Origin of the sequence: Vulcaniibacterium gelatinicum (genome assembly GCF_008033445.1) — a bacterium.
GTDB classification, from domain to species: domain Bacteria; phylum Pseudomonadota; class Gammaproteobacteria; order Xanthomonadales; family Xanthomonadaceae; genus Vulcaniibacterium_B; species Vulcaniibacterium_B gelatinicum.
Genome location: NZ_VNKO01000002.1, coordinates 110,594 through 133,990, shown reverse-complemented (window position 1 = coordinate 133,990; position 23,397 = coordinate 110,594). Strand labels below are relative to the sequence as shown.

The 23,397-nt window shown below is 72.2% G+C and carries 17 protein-coding genes and 1 tRNA gene; 10 read left to right on the top strand and 8 right to left on the bottom strand.

From position 1 onward, the window contains the following. Window positions 1–45: 45 nt before the first annotated feature. Complete coding sequence (locus FPV26_RS02100; protein WP_147652013.1) at window positions 46–2,124, top strand: GGDEF/EAL domain-containing response regulator; 2,079 nt, start codon at window positions 46–48, stop codon at window positions 2,122–2,124. A 107-nt stretch (window positions 2,125–2,231) separates the two neighbouring features. Here the strand turns inward: FPV26_RS02100 and htpX are convergent, their stop codons facing one another. Next, window positions 2,232–3,134, bottom strand: a complete 903-nt coding sequence (gene htpX, locus FPV26_RS02095) for a protease HtpX (protein ID WP_147652011.1) — start codon at window positions 3,132–3,134, stop codon at window positions 2,232–2,234. A 75-nt stretch (window positions 3,135–3,209) separates the two neighbouring features. Between htpX and gluQRS the strand changes: the two genes are divergently transcribed. From gluQRS to phbB (FPV26_RS02075), 4 genes are all read left to right on the top strand, one after another. Next, window positions 3,210–4,124, top strand: coding sequence for a tRNA glutamyl-Q(34) synthetase GluQRS (gene gluQRS, locus FPV26_RS02090; protein ID WP_147652009.1), 915 nt, complete (start codon window positions 3,210–3,212; stop codon window positions 4,122–4,124). A gap of 34 nt (window positions 4,125–4,158) precedes the next feature. Further along, complete coding sequence (gene phbB, locus FPV26_RS02085) at window positions 4,159–4,899, top strand: acetoacetyl-CoA reductase (protein WP_147652007.1); 741 nt, start codon at window positions 4,159–4,161, stop codon at window positions 4,897–4,899. Between the two features lie 135 nt (window positions 4,900–5,034). Continuing rightward, entirely contained in the window at window positions 5,035–5,556 is a 522-nt protein-coding gene (gene phaR / locus FPV26_RS02080) for a polyhydroxyalkanoate synthesis repressor PhaR (protein ID WP_147652005.1), read from the top strand. Between the two features lie 114 nt (window positions 5,557–5,670). Then, window positions 5,671–6,411, top strand: a complete 741-nt coding sequence (gene phbB / locus FPV26_RS02075; RefSeq protein ID WP_147652003.1) for an acetoacetyl-CoA reductase — start codon at window positions 5,671–5,673, stop codon at window positions 6,409–6,411. Window positions 6,412–6,428: 17 nt separating this feature from the next. On the opposite strand, the gene FPV26_RS02070 is transcribed toward phbB (FPV26_RS02075), so the two are convergent. Together FPV26_RS02070 and FPV26_RS02065 are read right to left on the bottom strand one after the other, a co-directional pair. After that, window positions 6,429–7,340 (bottom strand): M48 family metallopeptidase, encoded by a 912-nt coding sequence (locus FPV26_RS02070; protein ID WP_147652001.1) that lies wholly within the window; start codon window positions 7,338–7,340, stop codon window positions 6,429–6,431. 25 nt (window positions 7,341–7,365) lie between these two features. After that, window positions 7,366–9,192, bottom strand: a complete 1,827-nt coding sequence (locus FPV26_RS02065; RefSeq protein ID WP_147651999.1) for a formylglycine-generating enzyme family protein — start codon at window positions 9,190–9,192, stop codon at window positions 7,366–7,368. Window positions 9,193–9,342: 150 nt separating this feature from the next. Here FPV26_RS02065 and rnd point away from each other — a divergent pair, with 150 nt between their 5' ends. The 5 genes from rnd to FPV26_RS02040 all read left to right on the top strand — a co-directional run bounded on the left by rnd (window position 9,343) and on the right by FPV26_RS02040 (window position 15,266). Then, entirely contained in the window at window positions 9,343–10,428 is a 1,086-nt protein-coding gene (gene rnd / locus FPV26_RS02060; RefSeq protein ID WP_147651997.1) for a ribonuclease D, read from the top strand. 39 nt (window positions 10,429–10,467) lie between these two features. Next, window positions 10,468–10,543, top strand: a tRNA-Ala gene (locus FPV26_RS02055). A gap of 123 nt (window positions 10,544–10,666) precedes the next feature. Continuing rightward, a complete protein-coding gene (hemN, locus tag FPV26_RS02050) occupies window positions 10,667–12,067 on the top strand; it encodes an oxygen-independent coproporphyrinogen III oxidase (protein ID WP_147651995.1) in 1,401 nt (466 codons plus the stop codon). Between the two features lie 19 nt (window positions 12,068–12,086). Next, entirely contained in the window at window positions 12,087–12,839 is a 753-nt protein-coding gene (locus FPV26_RS02045) for a helix-turn-helix domain-containing protein (RefSeq protein WP_246109179.1), read from the top strand. A gap of 99 nt (window positions 12,840–12,938) precedes the next feature. Next, on the top strand, window positions 12,939–15,266 hold the full coding sequence (locus FPV26_RS02040; RefSeq protein ID WP_147651991.1) for a nitric-oxide reductase large subunit: 2,328 nt from the start codon (window positions 12,939–12,941) through the stop codon (window positions 15,264–15,266). Window positions 15,267–15,315: 49 nt separating this feature from the next. Here the strand turns inward: FPV26_RS02040 and FPV26_RS02035 are convergent, their stop codons facing one another. The 5 genes from FPV26_RS02035 to FPV26_RS02015 all read right to left on the bottom strand — a co-directional run bounded on the left by FPV26_RS02035 (window position 15,316) and on the right by FPV26_RS02015 (window position 23,349). Then, window positions 15,316–17,958 carry an EAL domain-containing protein gene (locus tag FPV26_RS02035; protein ID WP_147651989.1) on the bottom strand — a complete coding sequence of 881 codons (2,643 nt, stop codon included), beginning with the start codon at window positions 17,956–17,958 and terminating at the stop codon, window positions 15,316–15,318. Beyond that, a complete protein-coding gene (locus FPV26_RS02030) occupies window positions 17,955–18,419 on the bottom strand; it encodes a response regulator (protein WP_147651986.1) in 465 nt (154 codons plus the stop codon). The genes FPV26_RS02035 and FPV26_RS02030 overlap by 4 nt, the downstream gene beginning before the upstream one ends. A gap of 10 nt (window positions 18,420–18,429) precedes the next feature. After that, window positions 18,430–20,079, bottom strand: coding sequence for a sensor histidine kinase (locus FPV26_RS02025; protein WP_181952535.1), 1,650 nt, complete (start codon window positions 20,077–20,079; stop codon window positions 18,430–18,432). Between the two features lie 157 nt (window positions 20,080–20,236). After that, a complete protein-coding gene (locus FPV26_RS02020) occupies window positions 20,237–20,875 on the bottom strand; it encodes a response regulator transcription factor (protein ID WP_147651982.1) in 639 nt (212 codons plus the stop codon). After that, window positions 20,872–23,349, bottom strand: a complete 2,478-nt coding sequence (locus FPV26_RS02015; protein WP_181952534.1) for a PAS domain S-box protein — start codon at window positions 23,347–23,349, stop codon at window positions 20,872–20,874. The genes FPV26_RS02020 and FPV26_RS02015 overlap by 4 nt, the downstream gene beginning before the upstream one ends. Between the last annotated feature and the right edge of the window lie 48 nt (window positions 23,350–23,397).

Below are 23,397 nucleotides of genomic sequence, written 5' to 3'. Positions count from 1 at the left end.
CGTTGACTGCCCGTTCGTGCCATAAACAGCCCCCGGAGGAGCCGAATGCCGCCGAACAAAGACAACGTGCTGCGGCTGCTGATCGTGGACGACAGCGTCGAGGCCGCCGAGGGCGTGGTCAGCGCCCTGCGCAACGCCGGCGTGGCGGTGCGCCCGTCGCGGCCGGAGAACGAGGAGGAACTGGCCGAGATCATCGCCGGCCAGCCGCTGGACCTCGTCATCGCCGCGCGCGACGCGACCCGCCCGCCGCTCGCGGCCGTGACCCGCGCCATCCGCGCCAGCGGCAAGGACCTGCCGCTGCTGCTGGCGGTGGACAGCGTGGACGACCGGGTGATCCTGGAGATGCTCGAGCACGGCGCGCGCAGCGTGGTCCTGCGCGGCCGCGCCGAACACGTGCAGGCGATGGTCAAGACCGAGTGGGCCGACCTGGTGGCCCGTCGCGCCCAGCGCGCGCTGGAGGCCCGCCTGCGCGAGACCGAGCGCCGCTGCGACGCGCTGATCGAGTCCTCGCGCGACCCGATCGCCTACGTGCACGAGGGCATGCACATCCGCGCCAACCAGGCCTACCTGGAGATGTTCGGCTACGAGTCGTTCGAGGACATCGAGGGCATGTCCCTGCTCGACCTGGTCGCGCCGAACCACGTCGCCGGCTTCAAGGCCCTGCTCAAGGACCTGAGCAAGGGCGAACCGCCGCCACCGCGCTACGAGCTGGAGGCGCGCGACATCGAGGGCAACACCTTCCCCGCGGTGATGGAGTTCACCCCCGCCAATTACGAAGGCGAACCCTGCCTGCAGATCGTGTTCCGCCGCGCCGAGCTCGACGCCGAGCTGGCGCGGGAACTCGAGGAGCTGCGCCAGCGCGACCAGGTCACCGGCCTGCTCAACCGCCCCACCTTCCTGCGCGCGCTCGAGGACGCGGTGGCCGGCAGCGCGCAGCGCGACGAGCACCACGGCCTGCTGCTGGTCGAGCCGGACCACTACCAGACGCTGCTGCAGGAGATCGGCCTGGACGCGGCCGACGACCTGGTGCGCGCGCTGGCCGAGCGCCTGCGTACCGTGGTGGACGGGGACGACCTGCTGGCCCGCTTCGCCGAGCACCAGTTCGCGGTGCTGGCGCGCAACAGCGACCACGCCCAGACCGCGGCCCTGGCCGAGAAGGTCCGGGCCGCCTTCGCCGACCACGTGCTCGAGGTCGGCACACGCTCGCTCAACGCCACCGTGAGCATCGGCGGCGTGCAGATCGGCGAGAAGATCGCCTCGGTCAGCCAGGTGCTGGCCAAGGCCAGCGGCGGCGTGCAGTCCTCCATCGGCGTGGGCGGCAACCGCTTCGAGATCTTCGACCCCGGCGCGGTGGACCGGGCCGAGGAGGAGCGCCTGCAGGCCTGGGTCAAGCGCATGCAGACCGCGCTCGACCAGAACGGCTTCCTGCTCCACTACCAGCCCATCATCAGCCTGCAGGGCGAACCGGGCGAATTCTACGAGGGCTACCTGCGTCTGCAGGGCAGTGCCGGCGAGATCGTCGCCCCGGTGTCGTTCCTGCCGATCGCCGAGGACCGCGGCCTGATGTGGGAGATCGACCGCTGGGTGGTGGGGCGCGCGATCGCGGTGATCGGCGAGCGCGCCCGCGCCGGCCGCCAGACCACGCTGATGGTCAAGATCACCCCGGCCTCGCTGCAGGACGAGACCCTGGTGCAGTTCATCGGCGAGCAGCTCGCCGCGCACAGGGTGCCGGGCGAGCGGCTGATCCTGGAGCTGCCGGAATCGAAGGTATTCACCCACCTGCGCGCCGCGCAGCAGTTCCGCGAGGCGGTCGGCAAGCTCGGGGTGCGGATGTCGCTGGAACGCTTCGGCGCCGGCCTGAACTCGTTCCAGCTGCTGAGCCACTTCGAACCGGCGATGGTCAAGATCGACCGCGATTTCATGCAGGATCTGACCACCAACCAGGAACACCAGAAACGCCTGCGCGAGATCGCGCAGAAGGCGGCCGAGAGCGGCAGGAAGACCATCGCCGAGTTCGTCCAGGACGCCAACAGCATGACCTTCCTGTTCGGCTGCGGCGTGGACTACGTGCAGGGCCACTTCCTGGCTCCGGCGGGACCGGAAATGATCTACGAGTTCGAATAGCCGCCGCGCAGGCGTGCACTGCACACGAAGAAGCCCGCCTCGCGGCGGGCTTCTTCATTTCTGCCGCAGGGCGCGGGACGCGCTCCGCGAATCGGGGCCTCAGGGCCTCAGGCCACCAGACCCTGGCGCACGGCGTGCTCGTCGGGTGCGGCCGCGCGCAGGCGGGCGATGCGCTCCTCCAGCGGCGGATGGCTCATGAACAGCCGGGCCAGGCCGGCGCCCACGCCGCCGCTGATGCCGAACGCGGCGATCTGCTTGGGCAGGGTGCTGTGGCCGTAGGTCTGGGCCAGGCGCTCGAGCGCGGCGATCATCTTCTCGCGCCCGGCCAGGCGCGCGCCGCCGGCGTCGGCGCGGAACTCGCGGTGGCGCGAGAACCACATGGCGATCATGCTCGCGAACAGGCCGAAGACCAGCTCCAGCACCAGCACCACGAGGAAATAGGCCGGGCCGACGCCGCCCTCGCGGTTGCCGCTGATGAACCCGTCCACCACCCGGCCGACGATGCGCGCCAGGACGATCACGAAGGTGTTGAGCACGCCCTGCAGCAGGGCCATGGTCACCATGTCGCCGTTGGCGATGTGGGCGACCTCGTGGCCGAGCACGGCCTCGGCCTCGTCGCGGTTCATCGCCCGCAGCAGGCCGGTGGAGACCGCGACCAGGGCATGGTTGCGGTTGGCACCGGTGGCGAAGGCGTTGATCTCGGGCGCGTCGTAGACCGCGACCTCGGGCATGCCGATGCCGGCGGCCTCGGCCTGGCGGCGCACGGTCTCCAGCAGCCAGCGCTCGGCCTCGTTGCGCGGGGTTTCGATCACCTGCGCGCCGGTGAAGCGCTTGGCCACCCACTTCGACATCAGCAGCGAGACGAACGCGCCGCCGAAGCCGAACAGCGCGGCCATCACCAGCAGACCGCCGAACCGGCTGGCATCCACGCCCAGCACGGACATGACGATGCTGACCAGCGCCAGCACGGCGAGGTTGGTGGCCAGGAACAGGACGATTCGCTTGAGCATGGATAGTCGGGGATTGCGCGCGGGTGCGCGGGTACGGTGCGTTAGTGTGGCGTGGCGCGGTTAAATTCAAGTGCAATGACGCCCCCCCCACCCCCCGCACCGCCGCGCCGCGGCCGCTTCGCCCCCTCGCCGACCGGGCCGCTGCACTTCGGCTCGCTGCTGGCGGCGCTGGGCAGCTGGCTGCTGGCACGGCATGCCGGCGGCGAATGGCTGGTGCGGATCGAGGACCTCGACCCGCCGCGCGAGGTGCCCGGCGCGGCCGAGGCGCAGCTGCGCACCCTGGCCGCGTTCGGACTGGTCTCCGACGGGCCGGTGGTCCGGCAGAGCGAGCGCGGCGCGCTGTACCAGGCCGCGCTCGAGCGCCTGCTGGCCGGCGGCGCGGCGTTCGAGTGCCATTGCAGCCGCAGCGCGCTGGCCGCCGACGGCGGCATCCACCATCGCTGCCGCGCCGGCGGCCGGCGGGACACGCCCGCGGTGCGCCTGCGGGTGCCGCCGGGCAGCACGGTCGCGTTCGAGGACGCGATCCAGGGACGCTGCGCGCAGGACGTGCATGCCGAGGTCGGCGATTTCGTCCTGCGCCGGGCCGACGGCTACTGGGCCTACCAGCTCGCGGTGGTGGTGGACGACGCCGCGCAGGGCATCACCGCCGTGGTGCGCGGCGCCGATCTGCTCGACTCGACCCCGCGCCAGATCCTGCTGCAGCGCGCGCTGGGCCTGCCGACGCCGGCCTACGCCCACCTGCCGCTGGTGCTGGGCGCGGACGGCCGCAAGCTCTCCAAGTCGCTGGCCGCGCTGCCGGTGGACGGCGACGACCCGCTGCCGGCGCTGCGCGCGGCCTGGCAGGCGCTGGGGCAGCCGCCGGCGGCGTTGCGCGGGGCCGGCTCGGTGCCCGCGGCGCTGGCCGCCGCGCAGGCCGCGTTCCGCCCGGAGCGAATCGCGCCCGGCCCCGTGCCGGCCCCTGTCATCGTTCCCGCCCACGCTCTAGAGTGAACCCGATTCGACAGGAAACCAGGGAGGACGCGCAATGACGGCACGTGTGGCACTGGTCACGGGCGGCACCGGCGGCATCGGCACCGCGATCTGCCGCAAGCTGGCGGCGATGGGCCACAAGGTGGCCACCAACTACCGCAACGAGGAGAAGGCCCGCGCCTGGCAGGCGCAGATGCGCGCGGAGGGCGTGGAGGTGGTGCTGGCGCGCGGCGACGTGTCCTCGCCGGAGGATGCCGAGGCGATGGTGCGCGAGGTCGAGCGCCAGCTCGGCCCGGTGGAGATCCTGGTCAACAACGCCGGCATCACCCGCGACACCACCTTCCACAGGATGACGGCGCTGCAGTGGCAGGAGGTGATCAACACCAACCTCAACTCCTGCTTCAACGTCACCCGCCCGGTGATCGAGGGCATGCGCGAGCGCAAGTGGGGCCGGATCGTGCAGATCAGCTCGATCAACGGCCAGAAGGGCCAGTACGGCCAGGCCAACTACGCCGCCTCCAAGGCCGGCATGCACGGCTTCACCATCTCGCTGGCGCAGGAGAACGCGAAGTTCGGGATCACGGTCAACACCGTCTCCCCCGGCTACACCGCCACCGACATGGTGATGGCGGTGCCCGAGCCGGTGCGCGAGAAGATCGTGGCCCAGATCCCGGTCGGCCGGCTCGGCCTGCCCGAGGAGATCGCCTACGCGGTGGCCTTCTTCATCCCCGACGAGGCGGCCTGGATCACCGGCGCCAACCTGAGTGTGAACGGCGGCCAGTACATGGGCTGGTGAGGGCGCCGGGCGGCGCGACCCCGGTCACGGTTCCGACCCGCCGGCGCCGTGACCTGCGGGCCTTGACACCGGACCGGTTGCAGGGCCCGCACCGCATGCCGCATGCTCGGCTTCCCGCTGCATCGGTCTTCCCGCATGTCCGCGCCCCGCGTCATCAAGAAGTATCCGAACCGCCGGCTCTACGACACCGAGATCTCCAGCTACATCACGATCGAGGACGTGCGCCAGCTGATCGTGGACGGCGAGGAGTTCGAGGTGCGCGACGCCAAGACCGGCGAGGACCTCACCCGCCAGGTGCTGCTGCAGATCATCGCCGAGCACGAACAGGCCGGCGAACCGGTGCTGTCCACCCAGCTGCTGAGCCAGATCATCCGCTTCTACGGCGACTCGCTGCAGGGCTTCATGGGCACCTACCTGGAGCGCTCGATGCAGATGTTCCTGGAGCAGCAGCAGCAGTTCCGCCAGCAGATGGGCGGCCTGCTCGGGCAGGCGCCGTGGACCCTGCTCAACCAGCTCACCGAGCGCAACCTGGAGCTGTGGAAGGAGTTCCAGCAGAACCTGGTGAGCGGGCTCGGCCCGCGCCCGGCCGCCCGGCCGCGGGACAAGGAACAGGACAAGCACGCCGCCGAGAAGGACACCGCCAAGCCGCGCGCCTGAGCCGCGCCGGCGCGGATTGACGCCCCGCCCCGGGGCCCGCCAGAATCCATTGTGCAGCGCACCATGGCGCTGCCCCGCCACGCCGCAGCCGCGGCCCAGCCAGACCCTATGCCCATGCAGACTCGAGTGGCCGTCGTCACCGGCGGCATCGGTGGACTCGGCAGTGCGATCTGCCAGACCCTCGCCCGCGCCGGCCGGCGCGTGATCGCCGCGGACCTGCCAGGCGACGGCAGCCGGGTGGAAGCGTTCCTGCGCGAAACCGCGGACACCGGCATCGTGTTCGAGCCCCTGGACGTGACCGACTTCGACGCCTGCGCCGCACTGGTGCGCAAGGTGGAGGCCGAGCACGGCGCGCTCGACATCCTGGTCAACGCCGCCGGCATCACCCGCGACGGCACCCTGCGCAAGATGGAACGGAGCCAGTGGGACGCGGTGCTGTCGGTCAACCTCGACGGCGTGTTCAACATGTGCCGCAACGTGGTGGACGGCATGACCGCGCGCGGCTTCGGCCGGATCGTCAACATCAGCTCGGTCAACGGCCAGACCGGCCAGTTCGGCCAGACCAACTACGCCGCGGCCAAGGCCGGCATGCACGGCTTCACCATGGCCCTGGCGCGCGAGGTGGCGCGCAAGGGCGTGACCGTCAACTCGGTCTCGCCGGGCTACTGCGAGACGGCGATGGTGATGGCGGTGCCGGAGGAGATCCGGGCGAAGATCGTGGAGTCGGTGCCGGTGGGACGGCTGGGCAAGCCGAGCGAGATCGCGCGCACGGTCGAGTTCCTCACCCACGACGAAGCCGGCTTCATCACCGGCGCGAACATCCCGGTCAACGGCGGGCTGTTCATGAGCTTCTGAGGAGCCGCGGGCCGGCCTCAACGGGCCGCCCCGCCCGCCTCCTCGCAGAAGCGTTCGCGAAACGCCATCGCCTTGGGCATCAGCGCCCGCAGGCGCTCGATCCGCGTGCCCGGATCGGGGTGGGTGCTGGCGAACTCCGGCGGCGCACTGCCGCCCCTCGCCCGGGCCATGCGCTGCCACAGCGGCACCGCCTCGCGCGGGTCGTAGCACGCCGCGGCGGCCAGCATCAGGCCGACGTGGTCGGCCTGGGTCTCGTGCTCGCGCGCGTAGGGCAGCAGCACGCCGTAGCCCATCGCCGCCATCACCATGCGCTGCTGGTTCACGTCCATGCCGCCGAGCGCGGCGCCGAGCTGCACGATCTGGCCGACCTTCTGCTGGGTCAGCCGCTGCGCACCGTGGCGCAGCAGGGCGTGGGCGATCTCGTGGCCGAGCACCACCGCCATCGCGTCGGCGTTCTGCGCCACCGGCACCAGGCCGGTGTACACCGCCATCTTGCCGCCGGGCAGGCAGAACGCATTCACCTGGTCCGAGCGGATCACATTGACGTCCCACTCGAAGCCGCGGGCGATGTGCTGCGGCGGCAGGCCGTGCTCGGCGGCGAGCGCGGCCTCGACCTCGTCGGCCTTGGCGATCAGGCGCGCGGCGATCTCGCGCACCTGGCGCGCGATCGGCGCCTCGGGGTCGAGCACCGGCTCCCGGGCCAGGATCTGCCGGTAGGCCTGCAGGCCCAGGGCTTCCTCCTGCGCCGGCGTCAGGCTGCGGTCGATCAGCACCTTGTCGCCGGTGTACGGATCCACGGTCCGGTTCGAGACCCAGTAGTAGGCGGCATAGCCGGCGAACAGCAGCAGCACCCACCAGCGCACGCCGCCCCCGCCGAATCCGCGCCGCCGCGGCGCCTGGCCGCGTCTTCCGAACGGATCCACCCTCATCGCCGTCTCCTCGTCCGCACCGCGGTCAGAGTTCGCGCACCACGCGGAACCCGACCCGGGCATTGGTCGTGTCGGCATCGGCGCCCAGGCGCCACGACGCGCGCACCTGTTCCGGCGCGCTGGCCCAGGAACCGCCGCGGATCACCCGCGTGCGGCAGCCGGGGTTGTACCAGGCATGGCCATCGGCGGGCGCACGGCGGTAGCTGTCGTGCCAGCAGTCGGCCACCCACTCGCTGAGGTTGCCGGCCAGGTCGTGCAGGCCGTAGGCATTCGGCGGGAAGCTGCCCGCCGGCGCGGGCCCCCACCAGCCGTCGCCGTAGCCGCGGAACGCATTGCGCCAGCGGCGGCCGCGCGGCGAGACGTCCTTTTCCCCGGTGAGGTTGCCGGCGCTCCTCGGCGGCACGCCGTCGGGCCACGGGTAGACATGCTGCGTGCCCGCGCGCAGGGCGTATTCGAACTCGGCCTCGCTCGGCAGGCGGTAGCGCTGGCCGCTCTGCGCCGACAGCCACTCGGCAAAGGCCTCGGCGTCCCTGACGCTCACGTGCAGCACCGGATCGTCGTCGGCCGCGGGCCGGCCGTCGTAACCGTGCCGCCAGTCCATCCCGCTGCGCTTGACCATGGTGCCGCTGCGCTCGTCGTACACGGTCGAATGGCCGCGGCGCACGGCGCGGCTGCGATGGCCGGTGGCCTCGACGAAGCGCCGGAACTCGGCCACGGTGATCTCGGTGGCGGACATCGCGAAACCGCGGTCGAAACGCACGTAATGCGCGGGGCGTTCGGCGTCCGCGGCATTGTCGTCGCCCTCCACCGCGCCCATGCGGAAGCCGCCGTGCGGCACCACCACCATCCGCGGTCCGCGGCCGCCGCCCTGCAGCGCGTCGGTGAAACGCTGGCCGGGGCGGAACAGGCCGTAATGCTCGGCCAGGTCAATGCGTTCGCGCAGTTCGGCCGCCGCCGGATCGCCGGGGCGGGCGATGCGCAGGATCTCGTCGAGCCGGCGCCGCGCCTCGGGGATGCCGCCCTCCTGCAGCAGCGCGCGCAGGCCCTGGTCGTGCAGCGCCGCGATGCGCGCGCGGCGCATCTGTTCGACCCGCTCGCGCGCCGCGTCCACGGTGGGCATGGCGGGGCGCACCTCGGCGGCATGTGCCAGCCAGCGCTCGGCGGTGTCGAAATCGCCGCGCTCGGCGGACAGCTCCGCACGGCGGATCATCGCGCTCTCCACCGCCGCGATGCCCTGCCGGGCACGGACATCGTCCGGATGCAGGCGCAGCGCCTCGCGGAACTGGGCCAGCGCGCCGCCGCCACGCTCGCCCAGGCGCCCGGCGCGCAATTCCGCCTCGCCGCGGCGGTTGCGGGCCTGGGCCGCGTCCACCCGTTGCAGGCGGTCGAGGAACGCGCGCACCTCGGCATCGTCCGGCGCGACCGCCTGCGCCACGCCGGCGATCTCGTGCGCGCGGCGCAGCGCCCCGGGGTCGTCTTCCAGCGCGTCGAGCGCGGCCTGGCCCTGGACGAGCAGCGCGGCCCGGGCACGGTCGAAGGCCGCGCTGATGCGCGTATCGTCCGGCCGCAGCGCGCGCAGCGCCAGCAGCAACGGCAACGCGTCACGCTCGCCGGCGTACAGGCGTCCCTCCCGCAGCGCGGCCTCCGCCTCGGCCAGCGCCTGGCCGGCCTGGGCCGGCGCGATCTGCACCGCAGGCGCCTCCCAGACCGGGGTGGGCACCGGCGCGTCATCGCGGATCGTCACCGTCGGCGCACGCCGCCCCGCATCGGGGGCAGGCGCCTGCGTCCCGCGCTCGCAGGCCGCGAGCAGCAGGCACAGGCACAGGCCGGCCACGATCGGAAGCGCGCGCAATCGTCCCCCACGCTCGACGCCCGGAAGCGGGACGCCCGACGTTAGGCCATCGGCCGTGTCCGCGGCAACCTGGGCGCGGATCGCACGCCGCGAACCGGGAATGTTCCGCGACCTGCTAGGCTCGCGCTCCGGCACTTCCCCTTCCGCACCGTGAGCCACTGGATTTCCGACCCCGACGACCTGCGCCGCCGCCTTGCCTCGCCCCCCGACCGCGTCGGCCTGGACACCGAGTTCATCCGCGAACGCACCTACTGGCCGCAGCTGGCGCTGGTGCAACTGGCGATCGGCGACGACATCCTGCTGGTGGATCCGCTGGTGCCGGGCATGGGCGAGGCGCTGGCGCCGCTGCTGCGCAACCGCGGCGTGCTCAAGGTCATGCACAGCGCGAGCGAGGACCTGATCGCGCTGCAGCGCGGCTGCGGGGTGTTGCCCGAACCGCTGTTCGACACCCAGATCGCGGCCGCGCTGGCCGGGATCGGCGCCGGCATGGGCTACCAGCGGCTGGTGCAGGAGCTCACCGGCACGGCGCTGGCCAAGGGCGAGACCCGCTCGGACTGGCTGCGCCGCCCGCTCTCGCCGGCCCAGCTCGCCTACGCCGCCGACGACGTGCGCCACCTGCACGCGCTGCACGACGCGCTCGCCGCGCGCCTGCGCGCGCTCGGCCGCGAGGCCTGGGCCGCCGAGGACAGCGCGCGCCTGCTCGCCACCGCCGCCAGCGACGAGGGCGAGCGCTGGCCGCACCTGTCGCTGCGCGCGGCGCAGTACCTCACGCCCGACGCGCAGCGCCGCCTGCTGCGCCTGCTGCGCTGGCGCGAGGCCTACGCCCGTGCCAGCGACCGGCCGCGCAACTGGATCCTGGACAACGAGCTGGCCGCCGCGCTGGCGCGCAATCCGCCGCCCGACCGCGCGGCGCTGCAGCGCCTGCTCGAGGCCACGCCCAAGGCCCCGCGCCAGCTCGCCGACGCGATCTGGCAGGCCCTCGCCACGCCCCTGCCGGACGAAGACCAGGCCCCGCGCGCCGCGGCCGGCGACGAACGCGACAAGGCCGCCCTGCGCCGGCTGCAGGACGCGGTGGCCGCGCGCAGCGCCGAACTCGGCCTGCCCGACGGCGTGCTCGCTTCGCGGCGCTGGCTGGAGGCCCTGCTCGACGGCCACGACTGGCCCGGCGCCCTCTCCGGCTGGCGCCGCGCCGAACTGGAACCGCGCCTGGCCCCGCTCCTGGAACGCCCGGGCTAGCGCACGCGCCGCGGCCCCGTTACACTTTGCAGCCTTCGTGGGGCGGTAGCTCAGCTGGGAGAGCGTCGCGTTCGCAATGCGAAGGTCGGGAGTTCGATCCTCCTCCGCTCCACCAACCAACTCGCGCAGGGCCGGGGCCGCAAAGCCCCGGCCCTTTTGCTTGCCGGCCCGGCCCCGCCTCCGGCCGGTTTGACCTGAGTCAAGACGCCCCGGGACGCCGCCGCCTAGGCTGCGCGGCATGCTGACCGACACCCTCGCCTTCGACGCCGACCTGGTGCGCCGCTACGACCGGCCGGGGCCGCGCTACACCTCCTACCCCGCCGCGCCGCAGTTCCATTCCGGCTTCGGCGAGGCCGAGCTGCGCGCGGCCGCCACCGCCAGCAACGGCGACCCGATCCCGCGCCGGCTGTCGCTGTACGTGCACGTGCCGTTCTGCACCAGCCCGTGCTTCTACTGCGGCTGCAACCGGGTGATCACCCGCGACAAGGCGCGCGCGGAGAGCTACCTGGCGCGGCTGTACCGCGAGATCGCGCTGATGGCGCAGCTGTTCGACCGTGACCGCGAGGTGATCCAGCTGCACTTCGGCGGCGGCACGCCGAACTTCCTGTCCACCGAGCAGCTGCGCGAGGTGGTGGACACGCTGCGCCGGCATTTCCATTTCTCGGAGTCGCGCGAGCGCGACATCTCGATCGAGCTCGATCCGCGCTTCGTCAGCCCGGAGGAGATCGCCGAGCTGGCGCGGATCGGCTTCAACCGCGCCAGCCTCGGGGTGCAGGATTTCGACCCCGAGGTGCAGCAGGCGGTCAACCGCATCCAGGGGGTGGAGGAGACGCGCGCGGTGGTGGAGGCGTGCCGCGCCAACGGCTTCCGCTCGGTCAACATAGACCTGATCTACGGCCTGCCGCGGCAGACGCTGGAGGGCTTCGCGCGGACGCTGGCGCAGGTGCTGGCGATGCGCCCGGACCGGCTGGCGGTGTACGGCTACGCGCACCTGCCGCACCTGTTCAAGCCGCAGCGGCAAATCGTCGAGAGCGAGCTGCCCGGCGCCGAGCTGCGGCTGCAGCTGCTGCAGCTGGCGATCCGGACCCTGACCGCGGCCGGCTACGTGTACATCGGCATGGACCACTTCGCCCTGCCCGACGACGACCTGGCCGAGGCGCAGCGGCGCGGCGGCCTGCACCGCAACTTCATGGGCTACACCACCCACGCCGACAGCGACCTGATCGGCCTGGGGGTGAGCGCGATCAGCCACATCGGCGACAGCTACAGCCAGAATCCGCGCGACCTGGCGAGCTGGCAGGAGGCGCTGGACGAGGGCCGGCTGCCGGTGTTCCGCGGCATGCAGCTGAGCGAGGACGACCAGCTGCGCGCCGACCTGATCCAGCGCCTGATGTGCCAGGGGGAGATCCCGGTGGCGGCGCTGGAGCGGCGCTACGGGATCGTGTTCCGCGAGTACTTCGCCGACGCGCTGCACAAGCTGCGGCCGCTGGCGGAGGACGGTCTGGTGCGGATCGAGCCGGGGCGCATCACCGCCACCTCGCGCGGGCGCCTGCTGTTGCGTAACATCGCGATGTGCTTCGACCGCTACCTCGACCAGCCCGCGCAGGTCGCCGCGCCCCGCTTCTCGCGCGCGATCTGACCCCGGCGTGGAGATGGCCGTGAACCAGGTCGCGTTCCCGCGCACCGACGCCCACACGCTCGCCGACGACGGCGACGCGCTGCATTTCTGCTCGACCTGCGCGTTCTCGCAGGTGTGCCTGGCCGAAGGCATGGACAAGGCCGCGCTGACGGACCTGCACGTGCTGGTCGAGCACGTCGGGCCGTTCCACGCCGGCGAGCACCTGTTCCGCGAGGGCGACCCGTTCGAGGCCATCGCCGCGGTGCGCGCGGGCACGGTCAAGACCTACGTGATAGACCGCGAGGGGCGCGAGCACGTGCTCGGCTTCCACCTGCCCGGCGAGATCATCGGCCTGAACGCGATTGACAGCGAGCACTACCCGTGCAATGCGGTCGCGCTCGACACGGTGATGCTGTGCCGGTTCTCGTTCCCCAAGATCGCGGTGCTGGCCACCCGCCTGCCCGGCCTGCAGCGGCAGCTGTTCCGGCTGCTCAGCCGCGACATCGGCCGCGCCGCGCTGCTGGCCGGGGACTGGTCCGCGGACCAGCGCATGGCCGCGTTCCTGGTCGGGCTCTCGCGCCGGCTGGCCGCGCGCGGGTTCTCGCCCAGCCGCTTCCAGCTGACGATGGCGCGCACCGACATCGCCAACTACCTGCGCCTGGCGCCGGAGACGGTGAGCCGGGTGCTGCGCCGGTTCCAGCAGGACGGCCTGCTCAGGGTGGACCGGCGCGAGGTCGAGCTGCTCGACCGCGAGGCGATCGCGGCGCTGGCGGCGCCGGTGCTGCGCGAGTGATCCCCTCCCCGCCGCGTTGACGCGGCGTGAACTTGACGTGGGTCATGGTGCCCCCGCCCCGGGCCGGGGAGGATGCCGCATCCCAAAGGGAGAGGTGACATGAGCGATACCAGGAAGCTGTGGCTGGGGCTGGCCACGCTGCTCGTCGTCTCGTTCGGCGTGCTGCTGTGGGCGGGCGGGGAAATCTTCCGCGCCGCACCGCCGGTGCCGGAACGGGTGGTGAGCGAGAACGGCCAGACGCTGTACACCCGCGCCGACATCGAGCGCGGACGGCAGGTGTGGCAGTCCATCGGCGGCATGCAGCTCGGTTCGATCTGGGGCCACGGCGGCTACGTGGCGCCGGACTGGAGCGCGGACTGGCTGCACCGCGAGGCGATGGACATCCTCGACCAGTGGGCGCGCGCCGACGGCGGCATGGCCAGCTACGCCGACCTGCCGGCGGAGGACCAGGCCGCGCTGCGCGGGCGCCTGCAGACGATGATGCGCCGCAACACCTACGACCCGGCGACCGGCACGATCACGCTGGACGAGGATCGGGCACGGGCGATCTCGAACGTGGCCGCGCACTACGTGAGCCTGTTCGGCAACGACCCGGCCACCGCGGCGCTGCGTGAGGCCTACGCGATGAAGGAGAACACGGTGCCCGACGCCGAGCGGCGGCGGGCGCTGACCGCGTTCTTCTGGTGGACGGCATGGGCCGCGACCACCGAGCGTACCGGCGCGATCGGCGAGGTATCCGGCCCCGATCCGCAGGGCGTGCCCGGCCAGCGCGTGACCTACACCAACAACTGGCCGAGCGAGCCGCTGGTGGGCAACGCCCCGCCGCCGGCGCTGTGGGTGTGGTCGGCCTTCAGCGTGCTGTTCCTGCTCGCCGGCATCGGCCTGCTCGGCTGGCACCACGCGCGCACCCACGCCCGCGGCGAGGAGCCGCACACCCCGCCCGCGAACGATCCGCTGGCGGCGCTGCGGGTGACGCCGTCCATGCGCGCCACCGCGAAGTACTTCTGGGTGGTGCTGGCGCTGTTCCTGGTGCAGATCCTGCTCGGCGCGGTGACCGCGCACTACCAGGTGGAAGGCCAGCAGGCCTACGGCTATGCGCTGTCGGAAGTGCTGCCCTACTCCATCACCCGCACCTGGCACACCCAGCTCGCGGTGCTGTGGATCGCGGTGGCCTGGCTCGGCACCGGGCTGTACATCGCGCCGGCGCTGTCGGGGCATGAGCCCAGGTTCCAGCGCCTGGGCGTGAACTTCCTGTTCGTGTGCCTGCTGGTGATCGTGGTCGGGTCGTTCGCCGGGCAATGGCTGGCGGTGATGCAGAAGCTGGACCTGGACAAGAACTTCTGGTTCGGCCACCAGGGCTGGGAATACGCGGACATGGGCCGGTTCTGGCAGTGGTTCCTGTTCATCGGCCTGCTGCTGTGGCTGACCCTGGTCGGCCGCGCGCTGTGGCCGGTGCTGCGCGGCCCGGCCTCCGACACCCGGGCGATCGTGGGCCTGCTGTTCCTGTCCACGGTGTGCATCGGCCTGTTCTTCGCCTCGGCGCTGATGTGGGGCGAGCACACCCACATCTCCGAGGTCGAGTACTGGCGCTGGTGGCTGGTGCACCTGTGGGTGGAGGGCTTCTTCGAGGTGTTCGCCACCGCGGTGATGGCGCTGATCTTCAGCCGGCTGGGCCTGGTCAAGACCTCGACCGCGGCCACCGCGGTGCTGTTCGCCACCATCGTGTTCATGGCCGGCGGCGTGCTCGGCACCCTGCACCACCTGTACTTCGTCGGCACGCCGACCGCGGTGGTGGCGCTGGGCGCGAGCTTCAGCGCGCTGGAGGTGGTGCCGCTGGCCTACATCGGCTTCGAGGCCTACCACACCTGGAAGCTGGGCCAGGCCACGCCGTGGATGGCCCGGTACAAGTGGCCGATCCTGTTCTTCATCGCGGTCTCGTTCTGGAACCTGGTGGGCGCGGGGCTGTTCGGCTTCCTGATCAACCCGCCGCTGTCGCTGTACTTCATGCAGGGCCTGAACCTGACCCCGCTGCACGGCCACACCGCGCTGTTCGGCGTGTACGGCATGCTCGGCATCGCCCTGGTGCTGTTCTGCCTGCGCGGGCTGCGCGGGCAGATGCACTGGGACACGCGCGCGCTGAAGGTGTCGTTCTGGAGCCTGAACATCGGTCTGGCGCTGATGGCGGTGCTGACCCTGCTGCCGCTGGGCACGCTCCAGCTGCTCTCGGCGATCGAGCACGGCTACTGGTACGCGCGCTCGGCCGAGTTCATGCAGCGTCCGATCGTGGACATGCTGGTGTGGCTGCGGGTGCCGGGCGACACCGTGTTCAGCATCGGCGCGATCGCCCTGGCCTGGTTCGTGTTCCGGCTGTGGGTGGCGCCGCGGCAGGCGGCGGTGGCCGGCGGCGCGGGCGAGACCGAGCGCTGAGCCCGGCGGGTGAGGATGCGCGGGGCGGCTGCGGCCGCCCCGCGGCATGTCAGGAGGACGGCGCGGCCGGATTGCGCGGCGAGTCCTCCGCCCACAGGGGCGCGTAGTCCGGCGTGTCGGCGAGCAGGGCGCGGAACGCGGCCGCGTCCATCGGCCGCGCGAACAGGTAACCCTGGCCGAAGTCGCAGCGCTGGCGGCTCAGGTGCTGCGCCTGTTCGGCGGTTTCGATGCCCTCGGCCACCACCTTCAACCCGAGCTGGTGCGCCATCGCGATCACCGCGCGCACGATCGCCGCGTCCTCCGCCTGGGCCAGCATGCCGGCGACGAACGAGCGGTCCACCTTGAGCCGGTCTATCGGAAAGCGCTTGAGATAGCTCAGGCTCGAATAGCCGGTGCCGAAGTCGTCGAGGGAGATGTGCACGCCGAGGGTCTTGAGCTCGGCCATGGTGCGGATGAAGGCCTCGGCGCCGTCCATCACCAGGTTCTCGGTGAGCTCGAGTTCGAGCCGTGCCGGGGCGAGCCCGCTGCGGTGCAGCGCGGCGTCCGCGCGTCGCGGCAACTGGCCGCGGCGCAACTCCAGCGGCGAGACGTTGACCGCCACGAACAGGTCGCCGCGCCCGGCCGCCGCCCACGCGGCGGCCTCCTCGCACGCATGTTCCAGCACCCACAGGTCTATCGGCTCGATGACGCCGGAATCCTCGGCGACGCGGATGAACTTGTCCGGCGTGAGCAGGCCGCGCCGCGGGTGCCGCCAGCGCAGCAGCGCTTCGGCACCGACGATGCGCCCGTCGCGCAACGAGACCTGCGGCTGGTAATGCAGCTCGAACTCACCGCGCTCCAGCGCCTGGCGCAGCTCGCGCTCGAGCGCGACCCGTTCGGACACCACCGCGTGCAGTTCCGGGGTGAAGAAGTGGATCGTGTTGCGGCCCTGTTCCTTGGCCGTGTACATCGCGGTCTCGGCGTTCTTGACCAGCCGCTCGGCCTCGGCGCCGTCGTCGGGGTACACCGCCACGCCGATGCTGGCGCCGAGGTAGACGTCCTGCCCGGCCACCTCGAAGGCCGAAGTCAGCGCCAGGATCGCGCGCCGCGCGACGCGGATGGCTTCCGGCACCGCGACCGGCGCCGCGACGGCGATCGCGAACTCGTCGCCGCCGAGACGGGCCACGGTGTCGCCCTCACCCACGCAATCCTGCAGGCGCCGCGCCACCTGGCGCAGCAGTTCGTCGCCGGCGGCGTGCCCGAGCGAATCGTTGATCTTGCGGAACTGGCCCAGGTCCGCGAACAGCACCGCCGCCTGGCCATGGTGGCGGCTGGCGTTGAGCAGCGCCTGGCTCACGCGGTCGCGGAACAGCGTCCGGTTCGGCAGCCCGGTGAGTTCGTCGAACTGGGAGATGTACGCAAGCCGGTCCTCGGCGGTCTGGCGCTCGAGCGCCGACTCCACGGTGTTGGCCACCGCCTGCATGAAGCTCACGCTGCCGGCGTCGAACGCGCCAGGATCGCCGGCATAGGCGCCGAGCACGCCATGCAGGCCGCCGACGCCGGCGATGGGCACCTCGAGCGCGCTGGCCACGGCGCGGTCGTGCAGCGCGGCCACGTCGGCGAAGCGGAAGTCGCGGGTGACGTCGTCCACCAGCACCGGCTGCAGCGTGTCCATCACGGCCCGGGTCAGGGTGCCCGGGGCCTCGGCCTCGGCCGCGCGGCGGCCAAGGCCCTCCCCCTCCAGCCCCCGTTCGGCGCGCAGGTACAACGCACGGCCATCGGGCGCGACCTGGAGCAGGCGCGCGCGCTCGGCCGGAACCCCGCGGCAAACGGTGTCCAGCGCATAGTCGAACAGGGCATGCAGGCCCATGCCGGCGAGGGCGCGCCGGCCGAAGTCGGCCACCAGGGCCTGGCGCGTGGCGTGGCGCCGGACCTGGATCTCGCGCTGCCGCCGCTCGCTGACATCGCGCATCTGCCACTGCATCAACCGCGAGCCGTTGACCGGGTAGGCGCTGCCCGCGCATTCGATCGGCAGGATGCCGGCAGTGCTGCGCATGGTCAGGTTCTCGCCGTCGAGATGGCCGGCATGGCGCAGGCGATGGCACGCATCCACCCACTCCGCGTCCATCCCTTCCGCAGCGAGCTCCGTCACCGGCGCTCCGATCAGTTCCTGCTTGTCCTCACCGATCATGCGGCACATGCTCGGATTGATGTCGAGCACGCCCAGCGTGTCCGCATCCAGCACCAGCACGCCGTCGCGCGCGGCCTCGAACAGGCGCCGGTAGTTGCGTTCTGAGATCATCAGTTCGTGCTGCGCGCGCTGCAGCGCCTCGCGCTCACGCGCCTCCTCGATCGCGCGCATCACCGCCGGCGCCAGACGCGCCATGCGGTCCTTGAGCACGTAGTCGCAGGCGCCGACGCGGATCAGCTCCACCGCGGCCTCGTCGGGCAGCGAGCCGCTGACCACCAGCACCGGCAGCTCGGGGCGGCGGCTGCGGATCAGCTCGATCGCCTGCCGGCCGTCGAAGCCCGGCAGCCGGTAATCGCAGATCACCGCGTCGGGGACGAACGCATCCAGCGCTTCGAGCAGCGCCTCGCGGGTGGCGACGCCGGCCACCTCGAAGCCGTCGCCGGCGCGCATCAGCGTGCGGCGCATCGCCTCGACGTCGTCGGGATTGTCGTCCAGGATCAGGACGCGCAGCTGGTGGTTCATGACGGCTCCTTCGCCCCGGGCACCGGCGGGCGGTTGACGAGCAGCCAGTAGAAGCCGAGCCCGGAGATCACCTTGGCGAACTCCTCGAACCCGACCGGCTTGGAGACGAAGCCGTTGACTCCGAGCTCGTAGCTGCGGATCACGTCCTGCTCCTGGGTGGAGGAGGTCATCATCACCACCGGGGTCAGCCGGGTGCGCGGATCGGCGCGGACCGCGCGCAGCACCTCGGCGCCGTCCAGTTTCGGCAGTTTCAGGTCGAGCAGGATCAGGCGCGGCGTGCGCGTGGCGTCGCGGTCGTGGAACCGGCCTTCGGCGAACAGGAACTGCAGCGCCTCCACGCCGTCGCGGGCCCAGTAGATGCGGTTGGCCAGGTGGCTGCGGCGCAGGGCGCGCTGGGTGACCTCCGCGTCGTCCGCGTTGTCCTCGACCAGCAGGATGTCGATTTCGTCGTTGGTGCCCATGGCATGGACCTCACTGGGTGCCGCCGCCGAGCGGCAGCGAAAAGCCGAACGAGGCGCCGGCGCCCACATTGCCCTCGGCCCAGACCCGGCCGCCGTGGCGCTCGACAATCCGGCGCACGATCGCAAGCCCCACGCCCGTGCCCTCGAACTCGGCGTCCGGATGCAAGCGCTCGAACATGCGGAACAGCTTGTGCGCGAACGCCGGGTCGAAGCCGACGCCGTTGTCGGTGACCGTGATCCGCGCCTCCCCGTCGGCGACCGTGCCGGCGACCTCGATCCGCGGCCGTTCGCGGGACGCCGAGAACTTGACCGCATTGGACAGCAGGTTGAACAGGACCTGGCGGATCATCGCCTTGTCGCCGTGCAGGCGAGGCAGCGGTCCGACCACGATCTCGCAGCGCTCCCGGTCCACCGCCAGGTCCTCGAGCACCGTTTCCACCAGCGGCGCCGGGTCGAAGGGCGCGTGGACCATCTCGCAGGTGCCGGCGCGCGAGAACGCCAGCATGTCGTCGATCAATTGCCCCATGCGCTGGGCGTTGCGGCGGATCACGCCGACCAGGCGCTGGCCTTCGGCGTCGAGTCGGTCGGCATAGTCCTCGACCAGGAACTGGGAGAAGTTGTCTATCGAGCGCAGCGGCGCGCGCAGGTCGTGCGAAACCGAGTAGCTGAAGCTTTCCAGGTTCTGCACCGCGGCCTCGAGCTGGGCGGTGCGCTCGTGCACGCGCGCCTCGAGCGCGGCGTTGAGCGCGTTCAGGCGGCGCGCGGCCCGGCGGCGCTGGATGTCGGCGTATTCCAGCGCGCGCGAATAGCGGTAGAGCACGAAAGTGAACACGCCGATGCTGGCGACCACCGCCATGGCGTCGCCGAACCCGCGGTCGTAGTACCCCATCCATTCGCCGAGCTGCTGCAGCCAGCCGATCAGGATCGGCACCAGGAGCGAGACCGGCAGCAGGCGCCGGGCCAGCCGCCCGCCTTCGCCGCGCGCGGTCAGCAGCCGCACGCAGGCACCGTCCCGGCTCGCGCCGAGCAGCACCAGCGCAGCGGCCATCGCCGCGAACGCGAACGGCAATGGCACCACCGGGTAGGCCGTGGCCACGGTCCGGAACCCCTGCGTGTAGGTGTAGCCGTAGCCGTAGCCGAGCGAGGAGAGCAGGCCGAGCCCGAACACCCCCGTGGCCAACAGGTTGCCGATCCGCCGTCGCCAACGGCGCCGCGCCGGCAGCAGCCACAGCGCCAGCCCCAGCGCCAGCAGCATCGCGCCCGAGAGCAGCGGCGAGCCGTCCTGCGGGCTGCGGCCGGGCCACGACACCAGCGACACCAACCATGCGTCGAGCCTGCCCGGCACCAGCCCGAGCGTCTGCGCGAAATCGAGCGCGGCAACGGCGACCAGCAGGCTCGCGGCCGGCGTGGCCAGCACCCGCAGCCGTCCGCTGCCGGCGCACAGCAGGCTTGTCCCGAGCACGGCGACGCCGAGCGCGGTGGCCGGCCGCATCAGATAGAAGCCGGATCCGCTCGCGGTGAGCGCCGGCACCGCGGCGAACCAGCCCACGAAGGCGAGCGCGGAGACCGAGAGCAGCAGCAGGCCCGCGAGCCCGGCATAGGTCGGCCACCCGCCGATCACGAAGTGGGATACGCCGCTCAGGGGCCGGGTGACGTCCATGCCGGCAACCTCGGCTCGCGTGCCGTCGGCGTCTGTCAGGGAAGCTTGAAGCCTACGACCAGTTGCTTGACCCGGATCAAACATGGCCGCATTCATCGGTGCGGCTCATGACGAGCCTGGATCGAAGCGGACGCAGCCGGGGGGAACCGCGACGGGTTCAGCGCGGCGGCCCCGTCGGCGCCAGGCCGTGCTCGATCGCGAACCGCACCAGCCCGGCCAGGCTCTCGATGCCGAGCTTGGCGAGCAGGCGGCTGCGGTAGGTTTCCACGCTCTTCACCGACAGCGACAGCAGCGTGGCGATCTCGGGATTGGAGCGCCCGGCGGCGAGCAGTTGCAGCACCTGCCGTTCGCGCGGGCTGAGCCGGTCGAGCGGGCTCTCGCCGTGCTTCTCCTCGATCCTCCATTCCAGGCCACGCCCGAGGTAGCGGCGCCCCGCGAACACCGTCCGCACCGCCGCCACCACCTCGCCCGCCACCGACTCCTTGAGCACGTAGCCGTCGGCGCCGGCCTGCAGCGCGCGGAACACATGCTCGGAGCTGCCGTGCATGGACAACATCAGCACGCGCGTGCCGGGCAACGCGGCGCGGATCCGGCGGCAGGCCTCGATGCCGTCCAGGCCGGGCATGTTGAAGTCCATCACCACCACGTCCGGCCGCAGGCGTTCGGCCTCGGCGACCGCGGTGGGACCGTCGCCGGCGGTGCCGACCACGCGCAGATCCGATTGGGCCTCGAACAGGAGCCGCAAGCCCTCGCACACGATCGGGTGGTCGTCGGCGATCAGCAGCTGCACGGTCATGCCGGCGCATTCCATTCCACGACCACGCGGGTGCCACGGCCGGGCGCACTGTCCACGTGCAGGCGCGCGCCCAGCGCCTCGGCGCGTTCGCGCATCAAGACCAGGCCGAGGTGAGATCCCTCGCCGGGGTGCAGCGCAGCGGGGTCGAAGCCGATGCCGTCGTCGGCGACCTCCAGCCGCAGGGCGGCATGGTCGCCCCGCAGGCGGACACGCGCCGACGTGGCCTGTGCGTGCTTGGCCGCATTGATGAGCGCCTCCTGGGCGATCCGGAACAGCGTCGCCTCGACCGCGGGGCCGGGGCGCGCATCGTCGCCTTCGACCTGGATCACGAGCCCGGTGCGGCGGCCGAGCTGTTCGCCGTACCAGCGCAGCGCGGTCAGCAGGCCGTAATCATCGAGCACGACCGGCCGCAGTTCTGTGATCAGGTCGCGGACTGCGGCGATCGTGGCCTCCAGCAGCGAACGCGCATCATGCAGCCGTTTCGCCGCGCGGTCCGCGCGGCCCGCCGCATCGGCCTCGATCAGGCCCAGGGCCAGGCTCAGCGCGGTCAGGTTCTGGCCGATCCGGTCGTGCAGCTCGGCGGCCAGCCGGCGCTGCTCGTCGTCGCGCAGGGCCACCAGCCGCCGCGCGAGCGCCTGCGCCTGTTGGCGTGCCTCGCGCAGTTGCTGCTCGGAACGGCGCAGCGCGGTGATGTCCACATGCACGCCGAGCACGCGCTGCGGCCGGCCCTCGGCGTCGAGCAGCACCGCGCCGCGGGCCAGGATCCAGCGCCAGCCGCCGTCGCAGTGGCGCATGCGGAACTCGCTCTGGAAATCGGCCACCGGCCGCGCCAGCAGTTCCTGCATCCGGGCTTCGGCCCCGGCCAGGTCGTCCGGATGCACGCGCGAGCGCCACTCCTCCACACTGTCGCCGATCTCGTCGTCGCGATAGCCGAGTTGACGCTTCCAGGTGGGCGAGTAATAGACCCGGCCGCTGGCCAGGTCCCAGTCCCACAGGCCGATGTCGGCGCCCTCCACCGCCAGCCGCCAACGCAGCTCGCTGGCGCGGCGCTCGGCTTCGGCCTGGCGTTGCGGACGCAGGTCGCGCAGCACCGCCACGAACAGCCGCTCGCCGCCGGCGCTGAACTCGTTGATGGCGAGGTCGAGCGGCACCGCTTCGCCGTCGCGGCGCAGGCCGTGGACCTCGCGGCCGATGCCGATGATGCGGCGCTCGCCGGTGCGCAGGTAGCGTTCCACGTAGCCGTCGTGCTCGTCCCGGTACGGCGGCGGCATGAGCATGCTGACGTTCCGGCCGGACACTTCCCCGGCGTGGTAGCCGAACAGGCGTTCGGCGGCCGGGTTGAACAGCCGGATGCGGCGTTCGGTGTCCATCACCACGATCGCGTCCGCCACCGCGTCCACGATGCCGCGCAGCAGGTTGGTCTGGGTGGCCAGTTCGTCTTCGAGCCGCGCACGTGCCTCGAGCATGCAGTTGAAGGCCTCGGCCGCCTGCTGCAGTTCCTGCGGGCCGCCCGGGCGCAACGGCACCGGGCCGCCGCCGGCACCCATCGCCTGCGCCGCGGCCACCAGCATGCCGCGCGCCGCGCCCATCGAGCGCCGCATGCGCCAGAACCACGCCAGCACCAGCAGCGCGAGCAGGGCGAGCACCCCGCCCAGTTCGAGCGCATGCCGGCGCACCGGCGCCATCAGCGCACGCTCGGGCAAGCCGGCGTACACCTGCCAGCCGGCCCGCGGCACCGGCGCCACCGCGTACACGCGCTCGATGCCGTCCAGCCCGGTCGCGGAAAACACGCCTTCACCGAGCGCGCGCCCGCGCACGACCGCATCCACGCCTTGCACCTTGTGCCCGACGCTGCCGGGCAACGGCGGTACGCGCGCCAGCAGCCGGGCGTCGGCGCTGACGAGCGTGATGACCGCGCCCTCCGGCCGGGGCCCGTCGGGCAGCGACGCGCCGAGCCATTCGAGATCCAGCAGCAGGAGCAGTCGCCGGCCGCCCGCGTCCGGGAACGTGCGTGCCAACGCGAGCACCCAGCGGCCGCTGGCCGGGTCGCGCGCGGGCTCCGACACCGCCAGGCCGTGGCCGGCCCCGGCGTCGGCGAACCGCAGCGCCGGCAACGCTGCAGCCGGGCGTGCCGAACACAGCCAGCGCCCGGCCGCATCGGTCACCGCCACATCCAGCGCGGCGGTGGACAGCAGGCCCGGCAACTCCCGCAGCAACGGGTCGCACTGCCCGGGCGCGGCCGTGGCGATGCCGGGCCGCCGCCCGAGGCTGCGCAGCATGCTGTCGGTATCCGCCAGCCGGGCGTCGTACTGCGCCGCTGCTTGCCGGGCCAGGTTCAGGCTCGCCGCGCCCGCCACCGCCGTCAGCTCCTGGATCCCGCGCCAGGCCTGCCATGCGATCACCGCCGACAGCGGCAACACCAGTGCCGCCGCGCGCAGCAACCACAGGGCATGCATCGCCAGCCGCAGGGCCATGGGACACCTCCGGGCGAGGGTAACACCGGGGCGTGAGGATCCGGCCCT